Source organism: Arthrobacter sp. 35/47, assembly GCF_000520475.1.
Taxonomy (GTDB): Bacteria; Actinomycetota; Actinomycetes; order Actinomycetales; family Micrococcaceae; genus Arthrobacter_D; species Arthrobacter_D subterraneus.
Genome location: NZ_KI914581.1, coordinates 87,539 through 113,617, shown reverse-complemented (window position 1 = coordinate 113,617; position 26,079 = coordinate 87,539). Strand labels below are relative to the sequence as shown.

Annotated in this window: 23 protein-coding genes; 17 read left to right on the top strand and 6 right to left on the bottom strand. The window is 65.3% G+C overall.

All coding sequences use genetic code 11. From position 1 onward, the window contains the following. Positions 1-73: 73 nt before the first annotated feature. The 3 genes from uvrB (at position 74) to X803_RS0100900 (ending at position 5,200) form a co-directional block, all read left to right on the top strand. Complete coding sequence (uvrB, locus tag X803_RS0100910) at positions 74-2,161, top strand: excinuclease ABC subunit UvrB (RefSeq protein ID WP_026543657.1); 2,088 nt, start codon at positions 74-76, stop codon at positions 2,159-2,161. Positions 2,162-2,164: 3 nt separating this feature from the next. Continuing rightward, on the top strand, positions 2,165-3,982 hold the full coding sequence (locus tag X803_RS0100905; protein ID WP_026543656.1) for an alpha/beta hydrolase family protein: 1,818 nt from the start codon (positions 2,165-2,167) through the stop codon (positions 3,980-3,982). Positions 3,983-4,165: 183 nt separating this feature from the next. Beyond that, positions 4,166-5,200 carry a TerC family protein gene (locus X803_RS0100900; RefSeq protein ID WP_026543655.1) on the top strand — a complete coding sequence of 345 codons (1,035 nt, stop codon included), beginning with the start codon at positions 4,166-4,168 and terminating at the stop codon, positions 5,198-5,200. 72 nt (positions 5,201-5,272) lie between these two features. Here X803_RS0100900 and X803_RS16935 read toward each other — a convergent pair whose 3' ends face one another. Genes X803_RS16935 through X803_RS0100880 form a run of 4 tightly spaced genes read right to left on the bottom strand, consistent with a single transcriptional unit; the run spans position 5,273 to position 10,309 of the window. After that, the gene (locus X803_RS16935; protein ID WP_253907363.1) at positions 5,273-6,541 is read right to left on the bottom strand and encodes an alpha/beta fold hydrolase; all 1,269 of its coding nucleotides are present in this window, start codon (positions 6,539-6,541) and stop codon (positions 5,273-5,275) included. 35 nt (positions 6,542-6,576) lie between these two features. Further along, on the bottom strand, positions 6,577-7,059 hold the full coding sequence (locus tag X803_RS0100890) for a GNAT family N-acetyltransferase (RefSeq protein ID WP_026543654.1): 483 nt from the start codon (positions 7,057-7,059) through the stop codon (positions 6,577-6,579). Between the two features lie 37 nt (positions 7,060-7,096). Beyond that, on the bottom strand, positions 7,097-9,631 hold the full coding sequence (locus X803_RS0100885; protein WP_026543653.1) for a DEAD/DEAH box helicase: 2,535 nt from the start codon (positions 9,629-9,631) through the stop codon (positions 7,097-7,099). A gap of 39 nt (positions 9,632-9,670) precedes the next feature. Beyond that, entirely contained in the window at positions 9,671-10,309 is a 639-nt protein-coding gene (locus X803_RS0100880) for an MBL fold metallo-hydrolase (RefSeq protein WP_026543652.1), read from the bottom strand. An 82-nt stretch (positions 10,310-10,391) separates the two neighbouring features. Here X803_RS0100880 and X803_RS0100875 point away from each other — a divergent pair, with 82 nt between their 5' ends. The 14 genes from X803_RS0100875 (at position 10,392) to X803_RS0100810 (ending at position 25,109) form a co-directional block, all read left to right on the top strand. Continuing rightward, positions 10,392-10,769: a GntR family transcriptional regulator gene (locus X803_RS0100875; protein ID WP_026543651.1), complete on the top strand. Its 378-nt coding sequence runs from the start codon at positions 10,392-10,394 to the stop codon at positions 10,767-10,769. A 71-nt stretch (positions 10,770-10,840) separates the two neighbouring features. Further along, positions 10,841-13,747 carry an excinuclease ABC subunit UvrA gene (gene uvrA, locus X803_RS0100870; protein ID WP_035777371.1) on the top strand — a complete coding sequence of 969 codons (2,907 nt, stop codon included), beginning with the start codon at positions 10,841-10,843 and terminating at the stop codon, positions 13,745-13,747. Positions 13,748-13,810: 63 nt separating this feature from the next. After that, on the top strand, positions 13,811-14,515 hold the full coding sequence (locus tag X803_RS0100865; protein ID WP_026543649.1) for an HAD hydrolase-like protein: 705 nt from the start codon (positions 13,811-13,813) through the stop codon (positions 14,513-14,515). After that, positions 14,502-15,167, top strand: coding sequence for a lysophospholipid acyltransferase family protein (locus tag X803_RS0100860; RefSeq protein WP_026543648.1), 666 nt, complete (start codon positions 14,502-14,504; stop codon positions 15,165-15,167). Before X803_RS0100865 ends, X803_RS0100860 begins: the two co-directional genes overlap by 14 nt. 64 nt (positions 15,168-15,231) lie before the next feature. Continuing rightward, entirely contained in the window at positions 15,232-17,229 is a 1,998-nt protein-coding gene (gene uvrC / locus X803_RS0100855; protein ID WP_026543647.1) for an excinuclease ABC subunit UvrC, read from the top strand. A gap of 84 nt (positions 17,230-17,313) precedes the next feature. After that, positions 17,314-18,213, top strand: coding sequence for an RNase adapter RapZ (gene rapZ / locus X803_RS0100850; RefSeq protein WP_026543646.1), 900 nt, complete (start codon positions 17,314-17,316; stop codon positions 18,211-18,213). Continuing rightward, on the top strand, positions 18,213-19,244 hold the full coding sequence (gene yvcK, locus X803_RS0100845) for a gluconeogenesis factor YvcK family protein (RefSeq protein ID WP_026543645.1): 1,032 nt from the start codon (positions 18,213-18,215) through the stop codon (positions 19,242-19,244). The genes rapZ and yvcK overlap by 1 nt, the downstream gene beginning before the upstream one ends. A gap of 10 nt (positions 19,245-19,254) precedes the next feature. Beyond that, on the top strand, positions 19,255-20,235 hold the full coding sequence (gene whiA, locus X803_RS0100840) for a DNA-binding protein WhiA (protein ID WP_026543644.1): 981 nt from the start codon (positions 19,255-19,257) through the stop codon (positions 20,233-20,235). A gap of 123 nt (positions 20,236-20,358) precedes the next feature. Beyond that, positions 20,359-20,985: a superoxide dismutase gene (locus X803_RS0100835; RefSeq protein WP_026543643.1), complete on the top strand. Its 627-nt coding sequence runs from the start codon at positions 20,359-20,361 to the stop codon at positions 20,983-20,985. Positions 20,986-21,208: 223 nt separating this feature from the next. Then, positions 21,209-22,219: a type I glyceraldehyde-3-phosphate dehydrogenase gene (gene gap, locus X803_RS0100830; protein WP_026543642.1), complete on the top strand. Its 1,011-nt coding sequence runs from the start codon at positions 21,209-21,211 to the stop codon at positions 22,217-22,219. 7 nt (positions 22,220-22,226) lie between these two features. Beyond that, positions 22,227-23,474 (top strand): phosphoglycerate kinase, encoded by a 1,248-nt coding sequence (locus X803_RS0100825; protein WP_026543641.1) that lies wholly within the window; start codon positions 22,227-22,229, stop codon positions 23,472-23,474. A 35-nt stretch (positions 23,475-23,509) separates the two neighbouring features. Then, on the top strand, positions 23,510-24,325 hold the full coding sequence (tpiA, locus tag X803_RS0100820) for a triose-phosphate isomerase (RefSeq protein WP_026543640.1): 816 nt from the start codon (positions 23,510-23,512) through the stop codon (positions 24,323-24,325). A 20-nt stretch (positions 24,326-24,345) separates the two neighbouring features. Then, the gene (gene secG, locus X803_RS0100815; protein WP_026543639.1) at positions 24,346-24,597 is read left to right on the top strand and encodes a preprotein translocase subunit SecG; all 252 of its coding nucleotides are present in this window, start codon (positions 24,346-24,348) and stop codon (positions 24,595-24,597) included. Positions 24,598-24,737: 140 nt separating this feature from the next. Beyond that, positions 24,738-25,109: an RNA polymerase-binding protein RbpA gene (locus X803_RS0100810; protein ID WP_026543638.1), complete on the top strand. Its 372-nt coding sequence runs from the start codon at positions 24,738-24,740 to the stop codon at positions 25,107-25,109. On the opposite strand, the gene pgl is transcribed toward X803_RS0100810, so the two are convergent. After that, positions 25,106-25,915 (bottom strand): 6-phosphogluconolactonase, encoded by an 810-nt coding sequence (gene pgl / locus X803_RS0100805; protein WP_026543637.1) that lies wholly within the window; start codon positions 25,913-25,915, stop codon positions 25,106-25,108. The genes X803_RS0100810 and pgl overlap by 4 nt on opposite strands. Further along, positions 25,905-26,079, bottom strand: a 175-nt coding sequence (locus X803_RS21225) for an OpcA/G6PD domain-containing protein (RefSeq protein ID WP_173400889.1), incomplete at its 5' end; no start/stop codon positions are given. The genes pgl and X803_RS21225, both read right to left, overlap by 11 nt.

Here is a 26,079-nt window from a genome sequence, read left to right as displayed (position 1 = left end):
GAGACTTTCAGCCTCCAGCAAAGAGGACCGCTCGCGGACTGTGGCTGTCCGGGTGTGGCGGTAACGTAAGACTATGAGTCTTGCGCAGGAGATCAACCGTGTTGTCGCGCCTTTTGAGGTGATCAGCGAGTATCAGCCGGCCGGTGACCAGCCTACTGCCATCAAGGAACTCGCCGGGCGGATCAACGCCGGTGAAAAGGACGTGGTGCTGCTCGGCGCCACCGGTACCGGCAAGAGCGCAACCACGGCGTGGCTCATCGAGCAGGTACAGCGGCCCACGCTGGTGATGGTGCAGAACAAGACCCTCGCAGCACAGCTCGCCAACGAGTTCCGGGAACTGCTGCCCAACAACGCGGTGGAATACTTCGTCTCCTACTACGACTACTACCAGCCCGAAGCGTACGTGCCGCAGACCGATACCTTCATCGAGAAGGACTCCTCCATCAACGAGGAAGTGGAACGGCTCCGGCACTCGGCCACCAACGCACTCCTGACGCGGCGCGACGTCATCGTGGTCGCAACGGTTTCCTGCATCTACGGCCTCGGAACCCCGGAAGAGTATGTCGCCGCCATGGTGACCCTCCGGCAGGGCCAGGAGATGAACCGCGATGACCTGCTCCGGCAGTTCGTTGCCATGCAGTACGTCCGCAATGACATGGACTTCCACCGCGGAACGTTCCGCGTGCGCGGAGACACCGTGGAGATCATTCCCATGTATGAGGAGCTCGCGCTGCGCATCGAATTCTTCGGTGACGAGGTTGAGCGGATCTACACGCTTCATCCGCTCACCGGGGAGGTGGTGCGCGAGGAAACGGAAATGTACGTGTTCCCGGCCTCGCACTACGTGGCCGGCCCTGAACGCATGAGCCGTGCGATCACCCGGATCGAGGATGAGCTGCGGGAACGGCTGGAGGAGCTCGAATCGCAGAACAAACTGGTTGAAGCCCAGCGGCTGCGGATGCGCACCACCTATGACCTCGAAATGATGCAGCAGATGGGTTTCTGTAACGGCATCGAGAACTATTCAAGGCATATCGACGGTCGGACCAGGGGCAGCGCACCGCACTGCCTGATCGATTATTTCCCCGACGATTTCCTGCTGGTGGTTGACGAGTCGCATGTGACCATCCCGCAGATCGGCGCCATGTACGAGGGGGACATGTCGCGCAAGCGCACCCTCGTGGATCACGGCTTCCGGCTGCCCTCCGCCATGGACAACCGGCCGCTGAAGTGGGATGAGTTCCTGGAGCGCATCGGCCAGACGGTCTACCTCTCGGCCACTCCGGGCAAATACGAGCTCAGCAAGTCCGATGGCTATGTCCAGCAGATCATCCGGCCCACCGGCCTGGTGGATCCGGAGGTCATCATCAAGCCCAGCAAGGGGCAGATTGATGACCTGCTGGGAGAAATCCAGACGCGCGTCGAGCGGAACGAGCGGGTCCTCGTCACCACCTTGACCAAGCGCATGGCGGAAGACCTCACGGGGTACCTGCTGGAGCATGGCGTCAAGGTCGAATACCTCCACTCCGACGTCGATACCCTGCGCCGCGTGGAGCTCCTTCGCGAACTCCGGATGGGAACCTTCGATGTCCTGGTGGGGATCAACCTGCTGAGGGAAGGCCTCGACCTGCCCGAGGTTTCCCTGGTCAGCATCCTGGATGCAGACAAGGAAGGGTTCCTCCGCAGTTCAACCTCACTGATCCAGACCATCGGCCGTGCCGCCCGAAACGTGTCGGGCCAGGTGCACATGTACGCGGACCGGATCACCGATTCCATGGCGAAGGCCATCGAGGAGACCAACCGCCGCCGGGACATCCAGATCGCGTTCAACAAGAAGAACGGCGTGGATCCGCAGCCGCTGCGCAAGCGCATCGCGGACATCACCGACACCCTGGCCAAGGAGGACGCAGACACGCGCGCGCTCCTCGAAAAAACAGCGAAGGCTTCCAGGGGCAAGGGTAAGGGCAAGGTCTCCGTGGTGCGGCGGGACGGACTCGCCGCGGTTCCTGCTGAGGACCTCACAGACCTGATCAGCCAGCTGACGGAGCAGATGCATGCTGCGGCAGAGGAGCTCCAGTTCGAGCTCGCTGCACGCCTTCGCGACGAGGTGAGCGACCTGAAAAAGGAGCTTCGGCAGATGCAGTCCGCCGGGCACGCCTGATCCATGGGCGAGCAGGGTGCTGCCCGCAGCAGGTCGTTCACCGAGATCCGGGTTCACGGCATCGGAGACCACGAGTACTACACCAGCCTCGGGCTGCCGGTTGAGAAACGGCTGAACGACTGGGTGCAGGTTGCCGCGCCGCCGCCGCTGCCGGATCACCGGTTGCGGATAGTTAACTGGTCCCGGTCCCGCCGCCTGAAGACAGGGTTCCTCTGGTACCTCGCTTTTCCTTTCACCCTGGCCAACGTCGCCGGGCGCATGGAGCCCGTGGGAGCCGGTTGGGCCCGGACGGCTGTCCTCCGGGCCGTCGTCGGATGCGTTGCAGCCGTCCTGACCCTCTCGCAGCTTGCCTGGCTGATCGTGCTGGGCGAAACTGTCCTGCGCTACCTGGACCTCCAGCCGGGCGTCCTGCGGGCTGTTCCGCTGGCTGCAGCGGCCCTGCTCTCGGCCTGGCTGGTGCATCGTTACCGCACGGTGGTCAAACCCCAGTCGGGCCAGCACCGCCCCTACCTGCGGCCACTGGTCCACGGGGTGCTCGTCGTGTGCGCCGGTGCACTTCTCAGCCTCGCACCGCCCGCCCAGCTCCTCAATGACGGATGGCCGTCCACTCCCATGCCCGAAGGTGCGGCCCGCCTGGATGCCATGGCCCTGTGGATAGCGCTGAGCACGGGCATTGCGTTCGCTGCGGCGCTCATCCTGTCGGTCTGCAGCGCCGGGTCCAACAGCGCCGGTTCCAGTGGCGGCGGTTCCGGCAGCGCCGGTCCCGGCAATCCGGCCGCGTGCGAGGGCCGCCGTGCGCCGCTCGCCGCAGCAGGTGTCCTGCTCGCCGTCGCCGTTCCCCTGATGCATGCGGTCACGGCGCTGGTCCGCATGGTCCTGGACAATCTGCTGGGTTACGTCACCGGTCTTTTCGGGTGGGTGCGCGCGCCGCAACCGCACTCCGGGATCCTCCTTCCCTATGACAACCCTGCCGATCCCGGGGACAGCCGGCTCGATCTCTTTCCCTTTCTTGCGCTCATCGCCGTGGCCGCCGCTCTCGTGGCCACCGCCGTCGTGCTGGCATCCGGCGCAGGCCCGGGGCTGCCGCCGCTTGGCAGCGGCAAGGCAGCGCGCGGCCGCTGGTGGCATCAGGCCTGCGCGGACGCGCCGCGCCTGTTGCCCCGCATCCTCCCGCTGGCCGTCAGCCTTGCGCTGGCGGCGATGGCGACGGCGGTTGTCCTCGGTGAGGGCAGGCTCGGCGGTCCGTGGCTCGCCCTGGCGATCCTGGTGCTGCAGATCGCGGGCGGGGTGGTGGTGCTGGTGGTACTGCTCGGCCAGTTGCGGGCCCTGCGCGAGGTGCTCGGGAAGATCGCTGACGTCGCGGGCTTCTGGCCCGTGAGTGACCACCCGCTGGCCGGATCATCCTACCGGGATGCAGCTCTTGCGGGAATCACCGAACTGGTGGACCGCCATGGTCGCGGGGAAGTGGCCCTGGTGGCGCACAGCCAGGGATCCGTGTTGTGCGCCTGGCTTGTCGCAGACGCTGGGACCGGCGCCCCGCGTCCGCACCTGATCACCTCCGGATCACCGATCAGTTCGGTGTACGCACGGTTTTTTCCTGCTACCTTCTCACCGGAGCTGCTGGCCGCCGCCGCGGCGGGGTCGCGAAGCTGGACCAATTTCTGGAGGGATACCGACCCGGTCGGGTTTCCCATCGCCCAGGCCGAAAACCGGCACCTGCCGGATCCCCGTGCTGACGGAATCGTCCGCAGCCACAGCGACTACTGGACCGAACCGGCGATCATCGCGCACGTCGCCGCGCTTGCCCGGCGCCCGTCCTGACCGGCGGCTCATTTCCCCTGACCATCCCGCCGCGGGTACGATGGTGCGAACGTAGGGGAGTATCCTTCAGCGCTACGAACGTCAACACGCGGGCCGACGACGGCCGGCCGGGCGTAGCGGTCGCACCTTCCGGTTGCGGCGGAGAGACTTGCGAATCCCGTTGTACCTTCGAAAGGGTCCCCTGTGCTTGAACTGCCCGCTGCCTTTCAGATAGGCACCTTCGTCGTTCTGGGCCTCGTGCTCCTGTTCGACCTCCTCCTCGTCGTGAAGCGCCCGCACGAGCCCAGCATGAAGGAAGCCGGCTTGTGGGTCTCCTTCTACGTTGCGCTGGCGCTCGTTTTCGCGGGCATCATGTTCGCCGTCACAGGTCCGGAATTCGGCGGCCAGTTCATCGCCGGCTGGGTCACCGAATACAGCCTGAGCATCGACAACCTGTTCGTCTTCATCATCATCATGGCCAGGTTCTCCGTGCCCAGGAAGTACCAGCAGGAAGTGCTGATGGTGGGCATCATCATCGCCCTGATCCTGCGCGGAATTTTCATCCTGCTCGGCGCTGCCCTGATCAGCAACTTCTCCTGGATCTTCTACATCTTCGGCGCCTTCCTGCTGTGGACCGCGTACCACCAGGCCAAGGATTCCGGTGAAGAGGAAGAGGAGAAAGAGAACAAGCTCATCGGCAGGCTGCGTAACGTGCTGCCGATGTCCGAGCACTACGACGGCAACAAGATCCGCACCGTGGTGGACGGCAAGAAGGTCTTCACTCCGATGATCATCGTGTTCATCACGATCGGACTGACTGACCTGTTGTTCGCCGTGGATTCAATTCCGGCGATCTTCGGACTGACCCAGAGCCCCTTCATTGTGTTCACGGCCAACCTGTTCGCTCTGATGGGCCTGCGCCAGCTCTACTTCCTCCTGGGTGGCCTGATGACCCGCCTGATCTTCCTGAAGCACGCTCTGTCAATCATCCTGGCCTTCATCGGCGTGAAGCTGATCCTGCATGCAATGCACGAGAATGAGCTGCCGTTCATCAACGGCGGCCAGCACATCGAGTGGGCGCCCGTAATCCCGACCTTCGCGTCACTCGGCTTCATCGTCGCAACCATCGTTGTTGCTGTGATCGCCAGCCTGCTGAGCCCCGCCGGCAAGCAGGCAAAGATCGACGCCGAACTCGCGGCGGACGCCGAAAGCGCACGGACCGGCGGACCCGAGCACTGAACCTGACCCGACCGTCAGCGCGGAAGGCGCCGGCCCCTGCAGGGACCGGCGCCTTCCGGCGTTAAGGGAAGGTCAGGGGGAAGAGGTCATGGCGAGGAGGCGCGTAAAGATTGCCTCGCCGTCGTCATGGATGCCGTCATGGTGGAACTCCGAGGTTTCCCAGACCTGCAGGCCCCGAACCAGTGCCGCAGTCTCCAGGGAGAGGTCCCTGTCAACGTAGATGTCGTCGCTGTAGACCGCGGCGGCTGCAGGCATCGTGTTGGCGGCCAGGCGGTTCCGGTCATAGAGCGGCCCCCAGCCGTCCGCTGCGGCAAGCAGGTGGGCGGTCTCCTTCAGCGGCACCAGCGCGGGATCCTCGTCGAAATACCAGGGGTAGACCATTTCGCCGGTCAGCAGCGGCTCGTCAGCGCCGGGCGCGAATTCCGGGAACTCCTCCAGCACCCGCCAGGCGGCCCAGTCGGACGCCCCGCCCTGGCAGTAGATGGACTCGTGCAGGAGCGCGTAGAGCGGATTCGAGCGGCGGCTGACCACGCCCTGGAGCTCATCGAGGAAGGCGGGCGAGAGGCGGGGACTGCCTGATGTTTCGCTGAAGGCGTCCTCCAGCAGATAGTGGAGGGCGTCAATCCGTGTGTTGCCGCCGAGGAATGATCCGGCCATCTGGAACCGCTGCGCCGTGAGGCGTTCACCGCTCGGCAGGTACTCCTCCACCCGATCAAGGTGCCGCATGATGCCTGTGACCCTGGCCCGGTCCTCCGGATAACGGGCGAAGTACTCGGCATTGCGTTCCGCGACGCGCGGGTAGGTGGCACGGTAGACCCGCTCCGGCGGACCCTCGAGGGGCGCCAGCCCGCCGGCGATGAGGGCGCGCTTGACCCCCTCGGGTGCGAAGGAGAGGTAGGAGAGCGTACAGAACCCGCCGAAACTCTGCCCGAAGACGGTCCAGGGCTCCGACCCCAGTGCGGAACGGACCAGCTCAGCATCGGCAACAATGGAGTCCGCCCGGAAATGGCGGAGGTAGGCCGCCTGGTCAGCCGGGCCACCCCGCCCGGGCAGGGTTACCAGGTCCGCCGGACCCGAAAGTCCCGTTCCGCGTTGATCGAGCATCAGAATGCGGAAGCTCCGCGCGGCGGCCTTCATCCAGCCTGAGAGCTGGGTGACGCGGCTGCCGCGCACGCCCGGTCCGCCCTGAAGGAACAGTAGCCACGGAAGCCGGGCTGCATCCTGCTCATCATGGTCCGTGGAACTGTACTCCCGGGCGAAGATCGAAAGGTGCTCCCCAGCCGGATCACGGTGATCCAGAGGCACCGTGAACCGGTGCGGCACCGTCCGCAGGCCGCGCATCACGCGCATCGGTTCGGGCCGATGCGCCGCCGGTCTCACGCCCCGGCCCCCGCGAACCCGGCCAGCGGCGCTCCGGACAGCCTGAAGGTGATCCACTCCTCCTGCGGCAGGGCACCGAGGCTGCGGTAGAACTGGATGGACGGTTCATTCCAATTCAGGACCGACCACTCGACCCGGGCGTACCCGCGCTCCGCGGCGATGCCGGCAAGGGTCTGCAGCAGGGCTTTGCCGTAACCGGCGCCGCGCGCTTCGGGGCGCACGTACAGGTCCTCAAGGTAGATCCCGTGGACGCCTTCCCAGGTGGAGTAGTTCAGGAACCAGAGCGCAAAACCCTGAACGCCGCCGTCGTCCTCCGCCACGTGCGCAAAGATGCGGGGATGTGAACCGAACAGTGCCTCCTCAAGCCCTTCGGGCGTGTTGCGGACTGCGTCGGGTTCCTTCTCATAGACCGCGAGGTCGTGAATCAGCTGCAGAATGATGGGCACGTCGTCGCGACGGGCTTCACGGATGGCTTTCATGCAATCCAGCCTACTGCGCCGGCCCCTGCGGCAAGGGTCAGGGTCCGCCGACGGAGGTGACGGCAACGACGGGGAATCCCGCCTCGTCCGACGCGGCAAGGTCAACGACCGCGTTGATGCCCCAGTCCTGGTCTCCGGACGGGTCCTTGAAGATCTGCCGAACCTCCCAGCGGCCCGGAAGCTGCCGGATGATCAGCAGCGCGGGCCCTCGTGCGTCCGGACCGTCGTCGATGTCGTCATGGGCGTCGAAATACCCGTCGAGCGCCTCCGCCCAACGGTCCGCATCCCACCCGGAGGCTTCGTCGAGCCTGCCGAGCGCGGCATCGTCCTCCGCTGCGAAGAGCTGGACGCGCTGGAACATTTCATTGCGCACCATCACTCGGAAAGCGCGCTCATTGGACGTCACGGAGTCGGGCTCCGGCGGCAGATCGACAGACGCGGAATCCGACGACGCCGTCCCGGCTGCCAACTGCTCCCACTCATCGAGCAGGCTTGAGTCAACCTGGCGGATCATTTCACCGAGCCATTCGATAATGTCGGTGAGGTCCTCGCGAAGCGCATCTCTCGGGACAGTCTGACGCAGCGCCTTGAAACAGTCGGCGAGGTACCGCAGGAGGATGCCCTCCGACCGGGCGAGCGAGTAGAACGCAATGTACTCGCCGAAGTTCATCGCCCGTTCATACATGTCCCGCACAACGGACTTCGGGGTGAGTTCGAAGTCCCCGAGCCAGGGGGCTCCCGAGCGGTAGGTCTCAAATGCCTGCTGCAGCAACTCCGCGAGCGGCTGCGGGTACGAGATTTCCTCGAGGCGCGCCATGCGCTGGTCATAGTCCAGACCGTCAGCCTTCATGGCGGCGATCGCCTCGCCGCGCGCCTTTTTCTCCTGGGCACTCAATACCTGCCGCGGCTTTTCGAGAGTTGCCTCGATGACGGAGACAACGTCGAGTGCGTACGCCGGGCTTTCCGGGTCGAGAAGCTCCAGGCTGGCCAGGGCGAAGGGGGAGAGTGGCTGGTTCAGCGCGAAGTTGGCCTGCAGATGGACCCTGAGCCGCACCGTGCGCCCTTCCTCGTCCGGCTCCGGAAGCCGTTCCACGATTCCCGCCGCCACGAGCTCCCGGTAGATGCTGATCGCCCGGCGAAGGTGCGCGTACTGCCGCGCCGGCGGTTCATGGTTACTGCGCAACAGGTTCTGGACTGCGCGCAGCGGGTCACCCGGCCGCTCGAGCAGGTTCAGCAGCATCGAGTGGCTCACGGCGAAGCTTGACGCAAGCGGTTCCGGGGTGCCCTCCACCAGGCGGTCATAGGTGGGCCTGCCCCAGGAAACGAAACCCTGCGGCGGCTTCTTGCGCACCACCTGCCGCAGCTTCTTCTGGTCATCCCCGAACTTCGCGGTGGCCTTGGCCATCGCCTTGGTGTTCTCGACGACGTGGTCCGGCGCCTGCACCACGACGGTGCCGGAGGTGTCGTACCCCGCACGTCCCGCTCGCCCGGCGATCTGGTGGAACTCCCGTACATTGAGCAGACGGGTGCGCACGCCGTCGTACTTGCTGAGGGCGGTCAGGAGCACGGTGCGGATGGGCACGTTGATGCCCACTCCCAGTGTGTCGGTGCCGCAGATGACCTTCAGGAGTCCTGCCTGCGCGAGCTGCTCCACCAGGCGCCGGTACTTCGGCAGCATGCCCGCGTGGTGGACACCGATTCCATGGCGGACCAGCCGGTTGAGGGTCTTGCCGAAGCCGGACGAGAACCGGAAGTGGGCAATGAGCGCCGCGATCCGGTCCTTCTCCTCCCGGGTGCAGACGTTGATGCTCATCAGGTTCTGGGCACGCTCGATGGCTTCAGCCTGGCTGAAGTGGACTACGTAGACGGGCGCCTGATTGGTGGACAGCAGCTCCTCGAGGGTCTCCTGGAGGGGATTCTCGGAGTAGTAGAAGTTGAGGGGGATCGGCCGGTCCCCGGAACTGACCAGCACTGTGGGACGGCCTGTCCGGTTCGTCAGGTCCTTCTCGAACCGCTCGACGTCGCCGAGCGTCGCGGACATCAGGAGGAACTGGGCCTGCGGCAGTTCCAGGAGCGGGACCTGCCAGGCCCAGCCGCGCTGGGGATCCGCGTAGAAATGGAACTCGTCCATAATGACTGTGCCAACCTCCGCGCGGTTACCTTCGCGCAGGGCAATGTTCGCCAGGATCTCCGCGGTACAGCAGATGATGGGAGCATCCTGGTTCACGGCAGAGTCACCGGTGACCATCCCGACGTTCTCAGCGCCGAAGATGGCACAGAGAGCGAAGAACTTCTCGGATACGAGCGCCTTGATCGGAGCGGTGTAGTAGCTCCGGCGCCCCTCGGCGATCGCGTGGAAATGCGCAGCGACCGCAACCAGCGACTTGCCTGAGCCTGTGGGGGTCGCGAGGATCACGTTGTTGCCGGACACGAGTTCCAGAACTGCCTCGTCCTGAGCCGGGTAGAGGGTGATTCCCGTGTCGGCAGACCACGAATGGAAGGCGGTATAGACGGCGTCGGGATCGGGCGCGCCCGGCCGCTCGGTGTGGGGGAGATGCTCCTGGATGCTCATGTCCTCCCAGCCTATCCGCTGGAGCGGCGGACGCTCAGTTCACCAGCCGCGGGACCGCCACTCGGGCAGGGAGGGGCGTTCCGCACCCAGCGTGGTGGATTTGCCGTGTCCCGGATGCACAACGGTGTCGTCACCGAACCTGTTGAAGATCCGTTCGACGACGTCGTTGTACAGGGATTCGAACCGGGCGGCGTCCCCGCCGGTATTGCCGAGTCCTCCCGGAAAGAGCGAGTCGCCGGTGAACAGGTGCGCGGGGCCGCCGGGATCCCGGTAGGCCAGGGCGATGGAGCCTGGGGTGTGGCCGCGCAGCGCAATGGCTTCCAGACTGAATCCCTCGAACTCCCCGACATCGCCGTCGGAGAGCGGCACATCGGTGGGCACCGGGATGTCCCCGATGTCCTCGCGGCCCGTCGCGGTGCGCGCGCCCGTCGCCCTGACGATGTCGGCCAGCGCACGGACGTGGTCCCAGTGGGAGTGGGTTGTCACAATGAGGGCGAGCTTTGCCGGTACCCTGGCGTCCTTCGCCCCGTCGGCGAGCAGCCGCAGAATGCCCGCGGCGTCATCGGCCGCGTCAATGAGCACCTGGGCACCCGTGGCTTTCGCCGTGATGAGGTAGACGTTGTTGTCCATCTCGCTGACCGGGATACTGCGGATGGTTACCTCGGCAAGATCATGCATGGTGGCCACTCTAGTGCCGATGGTGATGCAACATACTCGTGGCAGAATGTGAGCACCCGTCCACCGTCGTCCAGGAGCGCCCGTGAATTCTGATGTATCGGCGTGGCTGCGGATTGACGCCAACAGTTCGGTGCCGCCGTACGAGCAACTGCGCGTCCAGATCCTGGATGCCGCCAATGACGGCTCCCTGCCCGTCGGTACCCGCCTTCCCCCGGTCCGAACGCTTGCCGGGCACCTGGGCGTGGCCGTGAATACCGTCGCCCGGGCGTACCGGGAACTGGAGCAGGCGCATATTGTTGTGACGCGCTCACGTGCCGGAACGGTCGTTGCCGCCGCCGGTGACGAGGCGCGCCGCAAGGCGGCGGAGGGGGCGGCCGAGTACGCCCGGCTCATCAAGGCGAACGGCCTGACCGAGGAGGAAGCGGTGTCCTACCTGCGCGCGGCTCTGCGCCGTCGGTGAACATTCTCCGCGACACGCCGGGAATACCCGCATTCGAATAAATGTTCGAGAGAAGTTTCCTCTAAAGTGAAATGGTGTCTATAGCAACCTCCGTGGATTCCGGCCTCTCCTTCCCTGACAAGATGCCGCAGGACCTGTCCCGGCTCATCGTCAAGGGCGCCCGGGAACACAACCTCCGCAACGTTGACCTGGACCTGCCGCGGGATGCCATGATCGTCTTCACCGGCCTGTCAGGATCCGGCAAGTCCTCCCTGGCCTTCGACACCATCTTCGCCGAGGGCCAGCGCCGGTACGTGGAGTCGCTCTCCGCCTACGCCCGGCAGTTCCTGGGGCAGGTGGACAAGCCGGACGTCGATTTCATCGAGGGCCTGTCTCCCGCGGTGTCGATCGACCAGAAGTCCACCAGCAAAAACCCCCGCTCCACTGTCGGAACCATCACTGAGATCTATGACTACATGCGCCTCCTGTGGGCGCGCGTAGGCAGGCCCCACTGCCCGGTGTGCGGGGAGGCGGTAACCAAGCAAACTCCCCAGCAGATCGTCGACCAGTTGATGGAACTCGACGAAGGCACGCGCTTCCAGGTACTTGCCCCGGTGGTGCGGGGGCGTAAAGGCGAGTTCGTCGATCTCTTCCAGGACCTCGCGTCGAAGGGCTACTCCCGGGCACGGGTCGACGGTGAGCTGATTCAGCTGACGGATCCGCCGAAGCTCGGCAAACAGTACAAGCACACCATCGAGGTTGTCGTTGACCGCCTTGCCAATAAGGCCGGCGTCCGGCAGCGCCTCACCGATTCGATCGAAACGGCGCTCAATCTTGCCGAGGGCCGTGTCCTGGCCGATTTTGTCGACCTCGACTCCGAGGACCCGCACCGGCTGAGGGCCTTTTCGGAAAACCTTGCCTGTCCCAACGAGCACCCGCTTGCCATTGACGAGATCGAACCGCGGTCCTTCTCGTTCAACAACCCGTTCGGTGCCTGCCCTGCCTGCACAGGGATCGGCACCAAGCTCGAGGTGGACGAGGAGCTGGTAGTTCCGAATCCCGATCTTTCTCTCCGGGAGGGCGCCATAGCGCCCTGGGCGCTCGGCACGGCCACGCTGGAGTACTGGACCCGGCTGCTCGAGGGACTGTCGAAGGAACTCAACTTCTCCATGGATTCACCCTGGAAGAAGCTGCCTGCGCATGCCCGCGATGCGGCCCTGTACGGCAAGGACCACAAGGTGGTGGTGCAGTACCGCAACCGGTTCGGCCGCGAGCGGAAATACAGCACCGGGTTCGAGGGCGCCGTCCAGTACATCCACCGCAAGCACCTCGAGACGGAATCCGATTACGCCAGGGACCGTTACGAGGAATACATGCGCCAGGTCCCGTGCCCGGAATGCGGGGGAGCGAGGCTCAACCCGGCGTCGTTGTCCGTGCTGATCAACGGGCGGTCCATCGCCGAGGTCGCAGCAATGCCCATGCGGGACTGCAGCGACTTCCTGAACAACCTTGTCCTCACCGGACGCGAGGCGCAGATCGCATCCCAGGTTCTCAAGGAGATCCAGGCAAGGCTCCGCTTCCTGCTGGACGTCGGGCTCGAGTACCTGAATCTTGAACGGGCGGCGGGCACCCTCTCCGGTGGGGAAGCGCAGCGCATCCGGCTCGCCACGCAGATCGGATCCGGCCTGGTGGGCGTGCTGTATGTCCTTGACGAACCCTCCATCGGGCTCCACCAGCGTGACAACCGGCGACTCATTGAAACCCTGACCAGGCTGCGGAACCTGGGCAACACCCTGATCGTCGTTGAACATGACGAAGACACCATCAACGAGGCCGACTGGATCGTCGACATCGGACCCGGGGCCGGCGAACACGGAGGACAGGTTGTCCACTCCGGTTCCCTGGAGGATCTCCTGAGGAATGAACAGTCCATCACGGGGGACTACCTCTCCGGGAGGCGGCGGATCGATCCGCCGGCCAGGCGCCGGAAGATCGACCGCTCCCGGCAACTGAAGGTCGTAGGCGCCCGGGAGCATAACCTGAAGGGCGTCGACGTCACCTTCCCGCTGGGCGTACTCACCGCCGTGACGGGCGTCAGCGGCTCCGGGAAATCCACCCTGGTCAATGAAATCCTGTACAAGGTCCTGGCCAACAAGCTCAACGGCGCCAAGCAGGTAGCCGGACGCCACCGCCGGATCGACGGACTGCAGCATCTGGACAAGGTCATCCACGTGGACCAGGGCCCGATCGGCAGGACCCCGCGGTCGAATCCCGCCACCTACACCGGTGTCTTCGACAACATCCGCAAGCTGTTCGCTGAGACCACGGAAGCAAAGGTGCGCGGCTACCTTCCCGGCAGGTTCTCATTCAACGTCAAGGGCGGCCGCTGCGAGGCTTGCTCGGGAGACGGCACGCTGAAGATCGAAATGAACTTCCTGCCGGATGTCTACGTGCCGTGCGAAGTGTGCCATGGCGCGCGGTACAACCGGGAAACCCTTGAGGTCCACTACAAGGGCAAGACGATCGCCGACGTCCTCGATATGCCGATTGAGGAGGCCGCCGAGTTTTTCGCTGCCTTCGCGCCGATCGCACGCCACCTGACCACGCTGGTCGACGTCGGCCTCGGCTATGTGCGTCTCGGACAGCCCGCCACTACCCTCTCGGGCGGCGAGGCGCAGCGCGTGAAGCTCGCGAGCGAGCTTCAGAAACGGTCAAACGGTCGCAGCGTCTACGTCCTGGACGAGCCCACCACCGGCCTGCACTTCGAAGATATCCGCAAGCTGCTGCAGGTACTGCAGGGGCTCGTGGACAAGGGGAATACCGTCATCACCATCGAACACAACCTGGACGTCATCAAGAGCGCGGACTGGGTGATCGATCTCGGGCCCGATGGCGGGTCGGGCGGCGGCGAGATTGTCGCCACCGGCACACCGGAGCAGGTCGCTGTCGCGGAGGGAAGCCACACCGGCACCTTCCTCGCCGAGGTCCTCAAGCCCTAGGTCTTATATTCCGCTTTTGGTATGCAATTTCGGGGGCGGCCGGTGCTATGGGAAACTTGCCCGGTGAAGAATACGCGGCTCCTCGTCCTATTTGACCTGGATGGCACCCTGGTGGACCCGGCAGGAGCCATCACCGGCGGGATCGCAGGTGCGCTGCGCACGGTGGGGCTGCCGGTTCCCGCTCCCGGAGACATGCGGCGGATGGTCGGGCCCGCGCTGGTCCGGTCGTTGACGGATATCGCCCGGGTACCACAGGACCGGGTTGACGAGGTCATCGCTGTGTACCGGGCGGGTTATCGTGCACGCGGCATGCAGGAGAGCCGGCCCTACCCGGGGATTGCGGACACTGTGCTCGCGCTCAGCGACCTTGGCCACACTGTTGCCGTCGCCACCCAGAAACCCCAGCGCCTGGCCCGGGAACTTCTCGACGTGCAGGGCATGACTGCACTGTTCGCCTCGATCCACGGAGCGCCGGACGACGAACTGGCCGCGGCGCTGCTCGACGGAAAGCGGACAATCATTGCTGCGGCCCTGGCTCAGCATGCGGGCCGCTATGAGCGCGCCGTGATGGTCGGCGACCGCTCGCATGACATTGAGGGGGCCGCTGCAAACGGTCTTGAGTGCGTCGCGGTGGACTGGGGGTTCGGCAGCGCGGAGGAGTTCGACCGTACCCGGCCCGCCGCCGTCGTATCTTCGGCAGGAGCGCTGCTTGACCGACTGCTCGCGTACGCCGATCCCGTTCCGGCGGTGACGCATGGGCGTCTATGACCTGACGCGCAGCAGCACCCGCGGACTGATCGCGGGGCTCTGCCGGCCGACCGTCGTCGGGCTCGAAAATGTGCCGCCGAGCGGCGGGTTCATCGTTGCTCCGAATCACCTGTCGTTCCTGGACAGCGTGCTGGTGCAGGCGCTCATGCCGCGCCCTGTCGCGTTCTTCGCCAAGGCCGAGTACTTCACCGGCACCGGCGTGAAGGGCGCACTCATGCGCTCGTTCTTCGAGGGAGTCGGATCCATCCCCGTGCAGCGGGGCCAGCAGGCGGCCAGCGTGCAGGCGCTCAAGACCCTGCTCGAAATGCTGGAGGCGGGGGACGGCGTCGGCATTTATCCCGAAGGGACCAGGTCACGTGACGGGCTGCTGTACCGGGGGCGGACCGGCGTTGGCTGGCTTGCCCTGACTACCGGAGCGCCGGTGGTTCCGGTCGGACTGCTCGGCACGGACCGGTTGCAGCCCGCGGGCAGCCGCTGGATCAGGCCGCAGCACTTCACCATGAGAATCGGTGAACCGCTGTATTTCGAGCGGACCGGCCCCGACCACTCGCTGCCGGCGCGCAGGCAGGCAACCGACACCATCATGGACGCCATAGCCGCGCTGACCGGCCAGGACCGGGCGGCGGGCTACAACAAGGGCGCCACCGAATAACCACCCTTCCGGCCGGCGCAGCCCCGGTGCGGGGTGGGCGCGCGTCCACCGGTAGGATATTGGGGTGGCAGATCCAGCAACATACCGCCCGAGGACCGGCGAAATTCCGCAGGACCCAGGTGTGTACCGGTTCCGCGACCAGCACCGGCGGGTTGTGTATGTCGGCAAGGCGAAGAACCTTCGCTCCAGGCTCAACTCCTACTTTGCCAATCCCCGGGGACTGATGCCCCGCACCCGGGCCATGGTGCACACCGCGGCCAGTGTGGAGTGGACGGTGGTCGGCAGCGAACTTGAGGCACTCCAGCTGGAGTACACCTGGATCAAGGAGTTCAATCCGCGGTTCAACGTGATGTTCCGCGACGACAAGTCCTACCCGTACCTCGCGGTCACCCTCGGGGAGAAGTACCCGCGGGTGCAGGTCATGCGCGGCGACCGGCGCAAGGACACGCGCTACTTCGGTCCGTTCTACCCGGCGAAGGCAATCCGCGAGACGGTGGACACCCTGCTGCGGGTCTTCCCCGTGCGCACCTGCAGCGCAGGAGTGTTCAAGCGCGCGGAGCGTTCCGGGAGGCCGTGCCTGCTGGGCTACATCGACAAGTGCTCCGCCCCCTGCGTCGGACGGATCTCACCCGAAGACCATAGGGAACTGGCGAACCAGTTCTGCGACTTCATGTCGGGTCAGGCCAACCGATTCATCCGTGAACTGGAGCAGAAGATGTCCGCCGCCGTCGCTGGGCTGGACTACGAGTCCGCTGCCCGCATCCGGGACGACATCGCCGCACTCAAACGCGTCTTCGAACGCAACACTGTCGTGCTCAGCGAGGATACCGACGTCGACGTGTTCGCCCTCGCGGAGGATGAGCTGGAGGCCTCGATCCAGGTCTTCCACGTGCGAGGGGGAAGAATCCGGGGCCAGCGCGGCTGGATGGTCGAGAAGGTCGAGGACATGAGTACCGCCGATCTCGTCGAACACCTCCTCCAGCAGGTCTACGGCGAGGGCAGCAGCAGCAACAACCGTATCCCGCGGGAGGTCCTCGTACCGGAAATGCCCAGCAACGAGGAGCAGATGCGCGAGTGGCTCCGCCGGCTGCGCGGCGCCGCCGTCGACATCCGCGTGCCCCAGCGGGGGGACAAGGCCACCCTGCTCGGCACCGTCGCGCAGAATGCCGCCGACTCGCTGAGGCTGCACAAGAGCCGCCGCGCCGGAGACATCACCACCCGGTCCGCCGCGCTGCAGGAGCTGCAGGAGGCGTTGGAGCTTCCCATGCCGCTGATGCGGATTGAATGCTTCGACATCTCCCATGTTCAGGGCACCAATGTGGTGGCGTCCATGGTTGTCGTCGAGGACGGGCTCCCACGGAAATCGGACTACCGCAGGTTCTCGATCTCCGGGGATGCGGCCCGGGATGACACGTCATCGATGTATGACGTCATTTCGCGCCGGTTCCGGAATTACCTCGCCGAGCGGAATCCGCTGGATTCACTGCCGGGCGACGACGACGGCGGCAACGGCCCCGTCGAACAGGAGCCGAAGATGCCTGCCCGCCAGAAGTTCGCCTATCCTCCGAACCTGGTGGTCGTGGACGGCGGACAGCCCCAGGTGCGTGCGGCCGCCCGTGCGCTCGAAGACCTTGGCATCGACGATGTCTTTGTCATCGGGCTGGCGAAGCGGCTGGAGGAGGTATGGCTCCCCGAGGGAGACTTCCCCGTGATCCTTCCCCGCGCCTCCGAGGGGCTGTTCCTGCTCCAGCGCATCCGCGACGAAGCCCACCGGTTTGCTCTCGCCTACCACCGGCAGAAGCGCGGCAAGTCCATGACCGTCTCCGTTCTGGACGAGGTGCCCGGGCTCGGTCCGGCCAAACGCCGGGCGCTGCTGAAGCATTTCGGCTCCGTCCGGAAGCTGAAGGCGGCGAGTGTTGAGGAGCTGCAGGAAGTACCGGGTGTGGGGCCGGCGCTGGCCGGGACCATCTGGCGTCAGCTGGCGGAAGGCAGCGGGGAGGGAACCGACCCGGCGCCCGCACCGGCGGTCAATATGATGACCGGCGAAATACTCGATTCTTAGTTAGGGTAGACGTGGACGCCGGCCGCGGGTCGGCCGACAGGAGCTCGACAGCTGTGTGCAAACGGTGGGACGGAAAACTTACATATGAACCAGACTGACGGTCTAACGCCGGTCAAACCTGCCGAGTCCGAACTCCTCGTGGTCACGGGCATGTCGGGTGCGGGCCGCAGTACGGCAGCCAATGCGCTGGAAGACCACGGCTGGTACGTCGTGGAGAATCTCCCGCCCCAGATGCTCGGCACCCTCACCGAAATCGTGTCGCGGACCCCGGAGTCCATTCCGAAGCTCGCCGTCGTCATTGACGTGCGGAGCAAGGAACTGTTCCGCAATATCCAGGGTTCCCTGGCGGCTTTGCGGGCTGCGGGCATCACGTACCGGGTGTTGTTCCTGGACGCGGCAGACGACACCCTCGTCCGCCGCTTCGAGCAGGGAAGGCGCCCCCACCCGCTGCAGGGGGATGGCCGTATCCTGGACGGGATCTCCGCCGAACGGGACGTGCTGAAGGAACTCAAGCACGCCTCGGACGTGGTGGTGGACACCACCCAGCTCAACGTGCATGCGCTCGCCACCACCATCACCGAACTCTTTTCCGATTCCGGGCCCATCGTGCTGCGGCTGAACGTCATGAGCTTCGGATTCAAGTACGGGCTGCCGGTCGACGCCAACTTCGTCGCGGATGTCCGGTTCATCCCGAACCCGCACTGGGTGCCCGTGCTCCGTCCGCAGACAGGGCTCGACGGGCCTGTCCGGGACTATGTGCTGGACGCGAGCGGCGCCTCGCAGTTCATCGACCGGTACGTCAGCGCCCTTGAACCCGTCCTTGAGGGCTACCGCCGCGAGAACAAGCACTACGCAACGATCGCCGTCGGCTGTACGGGCGGCAAGCACCGCTCCGTCGCGGTGACCGAGGAGATCGCGCAGCGGCTCGCGCAGCTCCCCAGGGTGGAGGTAGCAGCCCACCACCGCGATCTCGGGCGGGAATAGTGGCAGTCCTCACCGGATCACTGCCGCTGATACCAGCCATCTCGGCCGCGCGGGCCGGTTCGGGTACGCAGGACAACGCGCCGTCGGTGGTGGCGCTGGGAGGCGGTCACGGACTGTCCGCTTCACTGTCCGCCCTCCGCCTGCTCACCTCTGAGCTCACCGCTGTGGTGACGGTGGCCGACGACGGCGGCTCCTCGGGCCGTCTCCGCCGGGAACTTGGGGTGCTGCCGCCGGGCGACCTGCGGATGGCGCTGGCGGCGCTGTGTGATGACACGGATTGGGGGAGAACCTGGCGTGACGTGATGCAGCACCGCTTTGCCTCACGCGACGGCGTTCAGGGTTCCCTCGATAACCACGCCCTCGGCAATCTCCTCATCGTCACGCTGTGGGAACTGCTGGGTGACCCGGTTGCAGGGCTCCAGTGGGCCGGCGCCCTGCTCGGGGCAAGGGGCCGGGTGCTCCCCATGGCCAGCGTGCCGCTCACCATTGAGGGCGATGTGCTCACCGAGGTCGACGGCGGCCTCCGGATGCGCAGGATCAGCGGCCAGGCGCAACTCGCCATGGCCGGAAGCTCGGGAAACGTCAGCAAGGTCCGGCTGCTTCCCGAGGACGCCCCGGCGTGCGTCGATGCGCTGAATGCGATCGAACTGGCGGACTGGGTGATTCTGGGGCCGGGTTCCTGGTACACCTCGGTGCTGCCTCATCTCCTCCTGCCCGAGCTGCGCGATGCACTGTGCACCACGACGGCGCGGCGCTGCCTGACCATGAACCTGAGCAATGACACCAAGGAAACCCAGGGGATGAGCGCCGTCGACCATCTCTCGGTGATCAGGCGGTACGCTCCGGAATTCCGCGTCGATGCAGTGATTGCCGACCCGTCTGTCGTCTCCGACCGCAGTGAGTTCGAAGCTGCGGTAGCTGAAATGGGCGGGCGTGCGTTCTTGGGTAAAGTAGGCTCTTCAAGCGGCGGACCGGTTCATGACGCGTTGCGCCTGGCAACGGCCTACCAAGACATGTTCGGCGAATTTTAGGAGGATGTCTGTGGCGCTGACCGCGGATGTGAAAGAGGAACTCTCACACCTCGACGTCAAGAAGTCGTCGGTACGCAAGGCTGAGGTTTCCGCACTCCTGCGCTTCGCCGGCGGCCTGCACATTATCTCCGGGCGCATTGTCATCGAGGCGGAAGTGGACCTGGCGTCCACCGCGAGACGGCTGCGTGCGGCCATCGCGGATGTCTACGGGCACAACAGCGAGATCATCGTGGTGTCAGGGAACGGTCTGAGGCGCGGCAACCGTTACGTGGTGCGCGTGGTCCGCGACGGGGAGTCGCTTGCCCGGCAAACCGGCCTGCTCGACAACCGCGGAAGGCCGGTGCGGGGGCTGCCGTCCGTCGTCGTCAATGGTTCCGCGGCGGATGCGGAGGCCGTCTGGCGAGGCGCTTTCCTGGCCCATGGGTCCCTGACCGAGCCGGGCCGCTCGTCAGCCCTGGAGGTCACGTGTCCCGGGCCGGAATCCGCGCTGGCACTTGTCGGTGCCGCGCGGCGACTCGGTATCACCGCGAAGGCCCGGGAGGTCCGTGGCGTTGACCGCGTGGTCATCCGGGACGGGGATACCATCGCTGCCCTCCTCACCCGCATGGGAGCACACGACGCCCTGATGGTGTGGGAGGAGCGCAGGATGCGCAAGGAGGTCCGCGCCACCGCCAACCGGCTTGCCAACTTCGATGACGCCAACCTTCGGCGGTCCGCGCAGGCAGCCGTGGCAGCGGGCGCCCGCGTTGAACGGGCCCTGGAGATCCTCGGTGAGGAAGTCCCGGACCATCTGAAGTACGCGGGTGAACTCCGTGTGGGGCACAAGCAGGCGAGCCTTGACGAGCTGGGGCGGATCGCGGATCCGCCCATGACCAAGGACGCCATCGCCGGTCGCATCCGGCGCCTGCTAGCCATGGCGGACAAGCGTGCGGCGGAACTGGGGATCCCGGGAACCGATGCCAATGTGACTGCAGACATGCTGGATGACTGAATACGTGCTTAGGATGGGACTTCAAGGGGTTCCGCGTGCCGCCAGGTTAGCGGGGCCTCACCTGGAGAACCGCAACAGCCGGGCGGCAAGCCCGGAACAGCATTACAGGACCTGGAGGATTTCGTGAGCGAATACGTACTGCCCGAACTCAACTACGACTACGCCGCCCTTGAGCCGCACATCTCTGCGCGGATCATGGAGCTCCATCACAGCAAGCACCATGCTGCGTACGTCAAGGGAGCCAATGACGCCCTCGCGCAGCTCGCCGAGGCCCGCCAGAACGGGGACTTCACCAATATTCCCAAGCTGTCCAAGGATCTTGCCTTCCACACCGGCGGCCACGTGAACCACTCGGTTTTCTGGAACAACCTCTCGCCGGACGGAGGCGACAAGCCGGAAGGTGAGCTCGCCGCTGCGATCGACGATGCGTTCGGCTCATTCGACGCATTCCGCGGGCACTTCAATGCAGCCGCACTGAGCCTCCAGGGATCAGGCTGGGCGCTGCTTGCCTGGGAGCCCATCGGCGGCAATCTCGTGATCGAGCAGCTGTACGACCAGCAGGGCAACGTTCCCGTCGGAACCACCCCGCTGCTCATGCTCGATATGTGGGAGCACGCCTTCTACCTTGACTACGTCAACGTCAAGGCTGACTACGTCAAGGCCTTCTGGAATATCGTGAACTGGGCCGACGTCGCCCGCCGCTTCGAGGGCGCCCGCGCAAACGCGGGCGGGTTGATCACCCTGTCATAACCCCTTCCACCCGCATCGGCGTAACCTTTCCTGCCTGACCGGGCAGGAAAGGTTCCCGATGCGTAAGATGATTCCTGTCGCCTCCGTCACATTCCACGGGGCTGCAGCCATGAACGCTTTACAAACGCGCACAGTGCGGTGCATTGATTTCAGACGCCGGACCGGTCCGCCTTTTTAAGGGCAACAGCCGCCGGCAGCAACCCCTATCAAGGAGATAGAAACTGTGACTACCCGTATAGGAATCAATGGGTTCGGGCGCATTGGGCGCAACTACTTCCGCGCGGCCCTCGAACAGGGCGCGGACCTCGAAATCGTGGCCGTCAATGACCTCACCAGCCCCGAGGCGCTTGCCCACCTGCTGAAGTACGACTCCGTGACGGGCCGGCTCGGCGTCAGCGTGGAGGTTGCCGACGGCGGACTCGTGGTGGACGGCAAAACCATCAAGGTCCTCGCCGAGCGCGACCCTTCGAACCTGCCCTGGGCGGACCTGGGCGTCGACATCGTCATCGAGTCGACCGGTTTCTTCACCAAGGCCTCGGATGCACGCAAGCACATTGACGCCGGCGCCAAGAAGGTGCTCATCTCCGCTCCCGCATCCGACGAGGACATCACGGTTGTACTCGGCGTCAACGACGACCAGTATGATCCCGAAAACCACCACATCATCTCGAATGCATCGTGCACCACCAACTGCCTCGGGCCGCTGGCGAAGGTACTCAATGACGCCTTCGGCATCGAGCGCGGCCTCATGACCACAATCCACGCCTACACCGCTGACCAGAACCTCCAGGACGGGCCGCACAAGGACCTCCGCCGGGCGCGCGCAGCGGCCATCAACATGGTTCCGACCTCCACCGGTGCTGCGAAGGCCATCGGGCTGGTTCTGCCGGAGCTGAAGGGCAAGCTCGACGGCTACGCCATCCGTGTCCCGGTCCCCACCGGCTCCGCCACTGACCTCACCGTCACCGTCGGCCGCGAGGTTTCCGTCGAGGAAGTCAACGCTGCTTACAAGGCCGCCGCAGCGGAAGGACCGCTCAAGGGCTACCTCACCTACACCGAGGACCCGATCGTGTCTTCGGATATTGTCACCGATCCGGCGTCGTCCATCTTCGACTCCGGACTCACCAAGGTGATCGGTAACCAGGTCAAGGTGGTTTCCTGGTACGACAACGAGTGGGGTTACTCAAACCGGCTCGTTGACCTGACCGAAATCGTCGCGGCAAAGCTTTCCTAGGGAAACCGTGAGCTACTCCTCCCTGGATGAACTGCTGAACGAGGGCGTCCGCGGGCGGCGTGTTCTGGTCCGGTCGGACCTCAACGTGCCGCTCGAGGGCGACCTCCCCACCCTGCGGGTGACGGACGACGGGCGCATCCGCGCCTCGCTCCCGGTGCTGCGCAAGCTCGCGGAGGCCGGTGCCGCCGTGATTGTGATGGCCCACCTCGGGCGTCCCAAGGGCGCCCCGGAAGAGAAGTATTCGCTGAAACCCGCCGTGGACCGGTTGTCTGAACTGGCCGGCTTCGACGTGGCGTTCGCTGAGGATGTCACCGGGGACAGCGCGCGTCAGCGTGCCCAGGCACTCTCGGAAGGGGGCGTCCTCGTCCTGGAGAACGTCCGGTTTGACCCGCGCGAGACAAGCAAGGACGACGCCGAACGGGCAGCTTTCGCAGACGAGCTGGTGCAGCTGACCGGTGAAAACGGCGCCTACGTGGATGACGCGTTCGGAGCGGTCCACCGCAAGCATGCAAGCGTCTACGACGTGGCCTCGCGACTGCCTGCCTATCAGGGCGATCTGGTGAAGGCGGAAGTTGATGTGCTGCAGCGGCTCACCACTGACCCGGAGCGGCCTTTTGTGGTGGTCCTCGGCGGTTCAAAGGTCTCCGACAAACTTGCGGTCATTGAAAACCTCCTCGGTACAGCTGACCGCCTGCTGATCGGTGGCGGCATGGTGTTCACCTTCCTGGCAGCCCAGGGTCACCAGGTCGGCTCCAGCCTGCTGGAGGAAGACCAGCTGGACACGGTACGGGGCTACCTCGCCCGTGCCAGGGAGGCCGGAACGGAATTTGTGCTGCCCACCGACATTGTGGTGGCAGAGAAGTTCGCGCCCGACGCCGGCCATGAGATCCGTCCGGCTGACGCAATGGAGTCAGGGGAGTTCGGTTCCTCCGGGCTGGGACTGGATATCGGCCCGGACTCCGGTGCAGCCTTCGCGCGGGAGATCGGGCAGGCACGCACCGTCTTCTGGAACGGCCCCATGGGAGTCTTCGAGTTCGACGCCTTCGCAGCAGGCACGAAGGCGGTGGCGCAGGCACTGGCCGACGCCACCGCTGCCGGCGCACTCACGGTGGTAGGTGGCGGCGACTCCGCTGCGGCGGTCCGGGGACTCGGATTCGACGAATCCAGCTTCAGCCACATCTCCACCGGCGGCGGAGCCAGCCTGGAATACCTTGAGGGCAAGGAACTTCCCGGCCTGACCGCTCTGCAGCGCTGACATCCATCCGCAGTACTTCTAGAACTGGAGACTCCATGACTTCCTCGACGAACGGAACATACGACCGTCGTCCACTCATCGCCGGCAACTGGAAAATGAACCTGGACCACGTCCAGGGCATCACCCTGCTGCAGAAGCTCGCGTGGACCCTCGACGACGCGAAGCACGATTACTCGCGGGTGGAGGTCGCGGTCTTCCCGCCCTTCACTGATCTGCGGGGCGTGCAGACGCTGGTCAAAGGCGACGACCTCGACGTCGTGTACGGCGGACAGGACCTCTCGCCGGAAGACTCGGGTGCCTACACCGGCGACATCTCCGGGCAGTTCCTTGAGAAGCTCGGATGCGCCTATGTGCTGGTCGGCCACTCGGAACGCCGGACCATCCACAACGAATCCGATGAACTGTTGAACCGGAAGGTCCAGGCAGCATACCGGCACAATCTTGTACCGGTACTGTGCGTCGGTGAGGGGCTCGAGGTCCGTCAGGCCGGAACCCACGTCGAGCACACTCTGGCCCAGTTGCGCCAGGACGTTGCCGGTCTGGACTCAGAGCAGGCCGGCGAACTCGTTGTGGCCTACGAGCCCGTGTGGGCCATCGGAACGGGAGAAGTCGCAGGGCCGGCTGATGCCCAGGAGATGTGCGCGGCCATCCGCGCGGAGCTCGCGGCACTGTTTGACGAATCGGTCGCAGCCCGCGTGCGCCTGCTCTACGGTGGATCGGTCAAGGCTTCCAATGCGGCGGCGATCCTCAAGGAGCGCGACGTCGACGGCGTGCTCGTCGGCGGAGCGAGCCTCGACGTCGATGAGTTTGCTAACATTGTCAGGTTCGAGCACCATCTGGTGACCGGTTAAGGTCACACTGAAAGGTCACCGTGGAAATTCTCCGTATCATCCTGTTGGTACTGCTGGGTATCACCAGCCTGCTGCTGACACTGCTCATTCTGCTCCACAAAGGCAGGGGCGGTGGCATGTCCGATATGTTCGGCGGCGGTATGACCACCAGCATGGGATCGTCCGGAGTTGCCGAGCGCAACCTTAACCGCTTCACGGTGGCCCTTGGGCTCGCCTGGGGTGTAGTCATCGTGGCACTGGGCCTGATCCAGCGTTTCGCCGGGGATTCCTGACACCCGACGGCCGGTTCCGGTGAAACCGGTCCCGGTCCGGGGCGGCACTGTGAGCCGCCAAAGCTATCCCGCGTCCACCACATCAGGGCGTACACTGAACCTCGAACGCAGGTCGTGTGCGGTACTGATGGGAGAAATCCATGGTGAACGCGGGACACGCTTTTAAGGGAACGCGCGTCGGGTCAGGCTACAGCGCCGGGTCCTCCGGGCACCTCGATGCTGAGCGCAGACGCGGCGTCGTCGACCGAACCGTTGTCAGCTACTGGTGTCTTGAGGGACACGAGACAAGGCCGACCTTCGCGAAACTGAACGAGACCGAAATCCCGGAGGTTTGGGAGTGCGGACGTTGCGGCAGGCCCGCCGGACGCTCACCCGGGGTGGACCTCAACATTGACGGGGACGAACCCTTCAAGAGCCATCTCCAGTACGTCAAGGAACGCCGCACCGAAGCGGAAGCAGCCAGGGTGCTGGAGAATGCGCTGGCGCAGTTGCGCCGGCAGCGCTCAGTCTAGACCGCGTCCGTGTCGCCGTTATCGATCAGGCGTCCGGGGAGCTGGCTCGCTGCTTCCTGATCAATCAGCCACAGGGTCTTTCTCCGGCCCCGGGCGCCCGCCGCAGGCACCTGCACGGGGCCCGCTCCTGCGAGCGCGAGACCGACCGCTCCGGCCTTGTCCGCGCCCGCGACGGCGAGCCAGACTTCCTCGGCCGAGTTGATTGCCTCGAGGGTGAGGCTGACGCGCTCCGGCGGCGGCTTCGGAGCGCCGTTCACGCCCACCACCGTCTGCCCCTTGGTGCGGATTCCTGACATTTCAGGGAAGAGGGATGCCACATGCGCGTCCGGCCCCACACCGAGCAGCAGGATGTCGAACCTGGGCAGCCGCGGATCGGAGAGCTCAAGGCCCAGGGCCGCTTCCTTCCGGGCCGCTTCCTGGAGCCTGGCCGCATAATCGGCAGCGGCGTCATCCTGGCTGTCGAAGGCATCGGAGCTTCCGAACTCATGAACGCGCTCGTCGGAAACCCCGAGCTGGTCCAGCAGTGCAGCCCTGGCCTGATCGGCGTTGCGGTCCTGATTCCCGGCGGGCAGGAACCTCTCGTCTCCCCACCAGAAGTCGACGGCGGACCAGTCCACGGCGGACCGTATCGGCGACTCTGCGACGGCGCGGAGGGCGCCGATGCCCAGGGTTCCACCGGTGAGGACCACGGTTGCTGTGCCGCGTTCATTCTGGATATCCACCAGGCGCGTCAGGAGCCGGGCCGCCACGGACGCTGCCAGGAGGTCCGCATCAGGATGGATACTGACTTTTGGTTCAGTGTTCACTGGTCCGTACGCTCCTCAGGTTTGTCCGTGCGAGCCCTTCGGTGATGACCTCCCCGAATACATCATCCGGGTCAAGCCGCCGCAGCTCCTCTGCGAGACAGTCTTTCAGGCTGCGGCGGGGGAGGGAAATTCGTTGCACCGGCTGGTCGGGCTGGTGCAGCTCG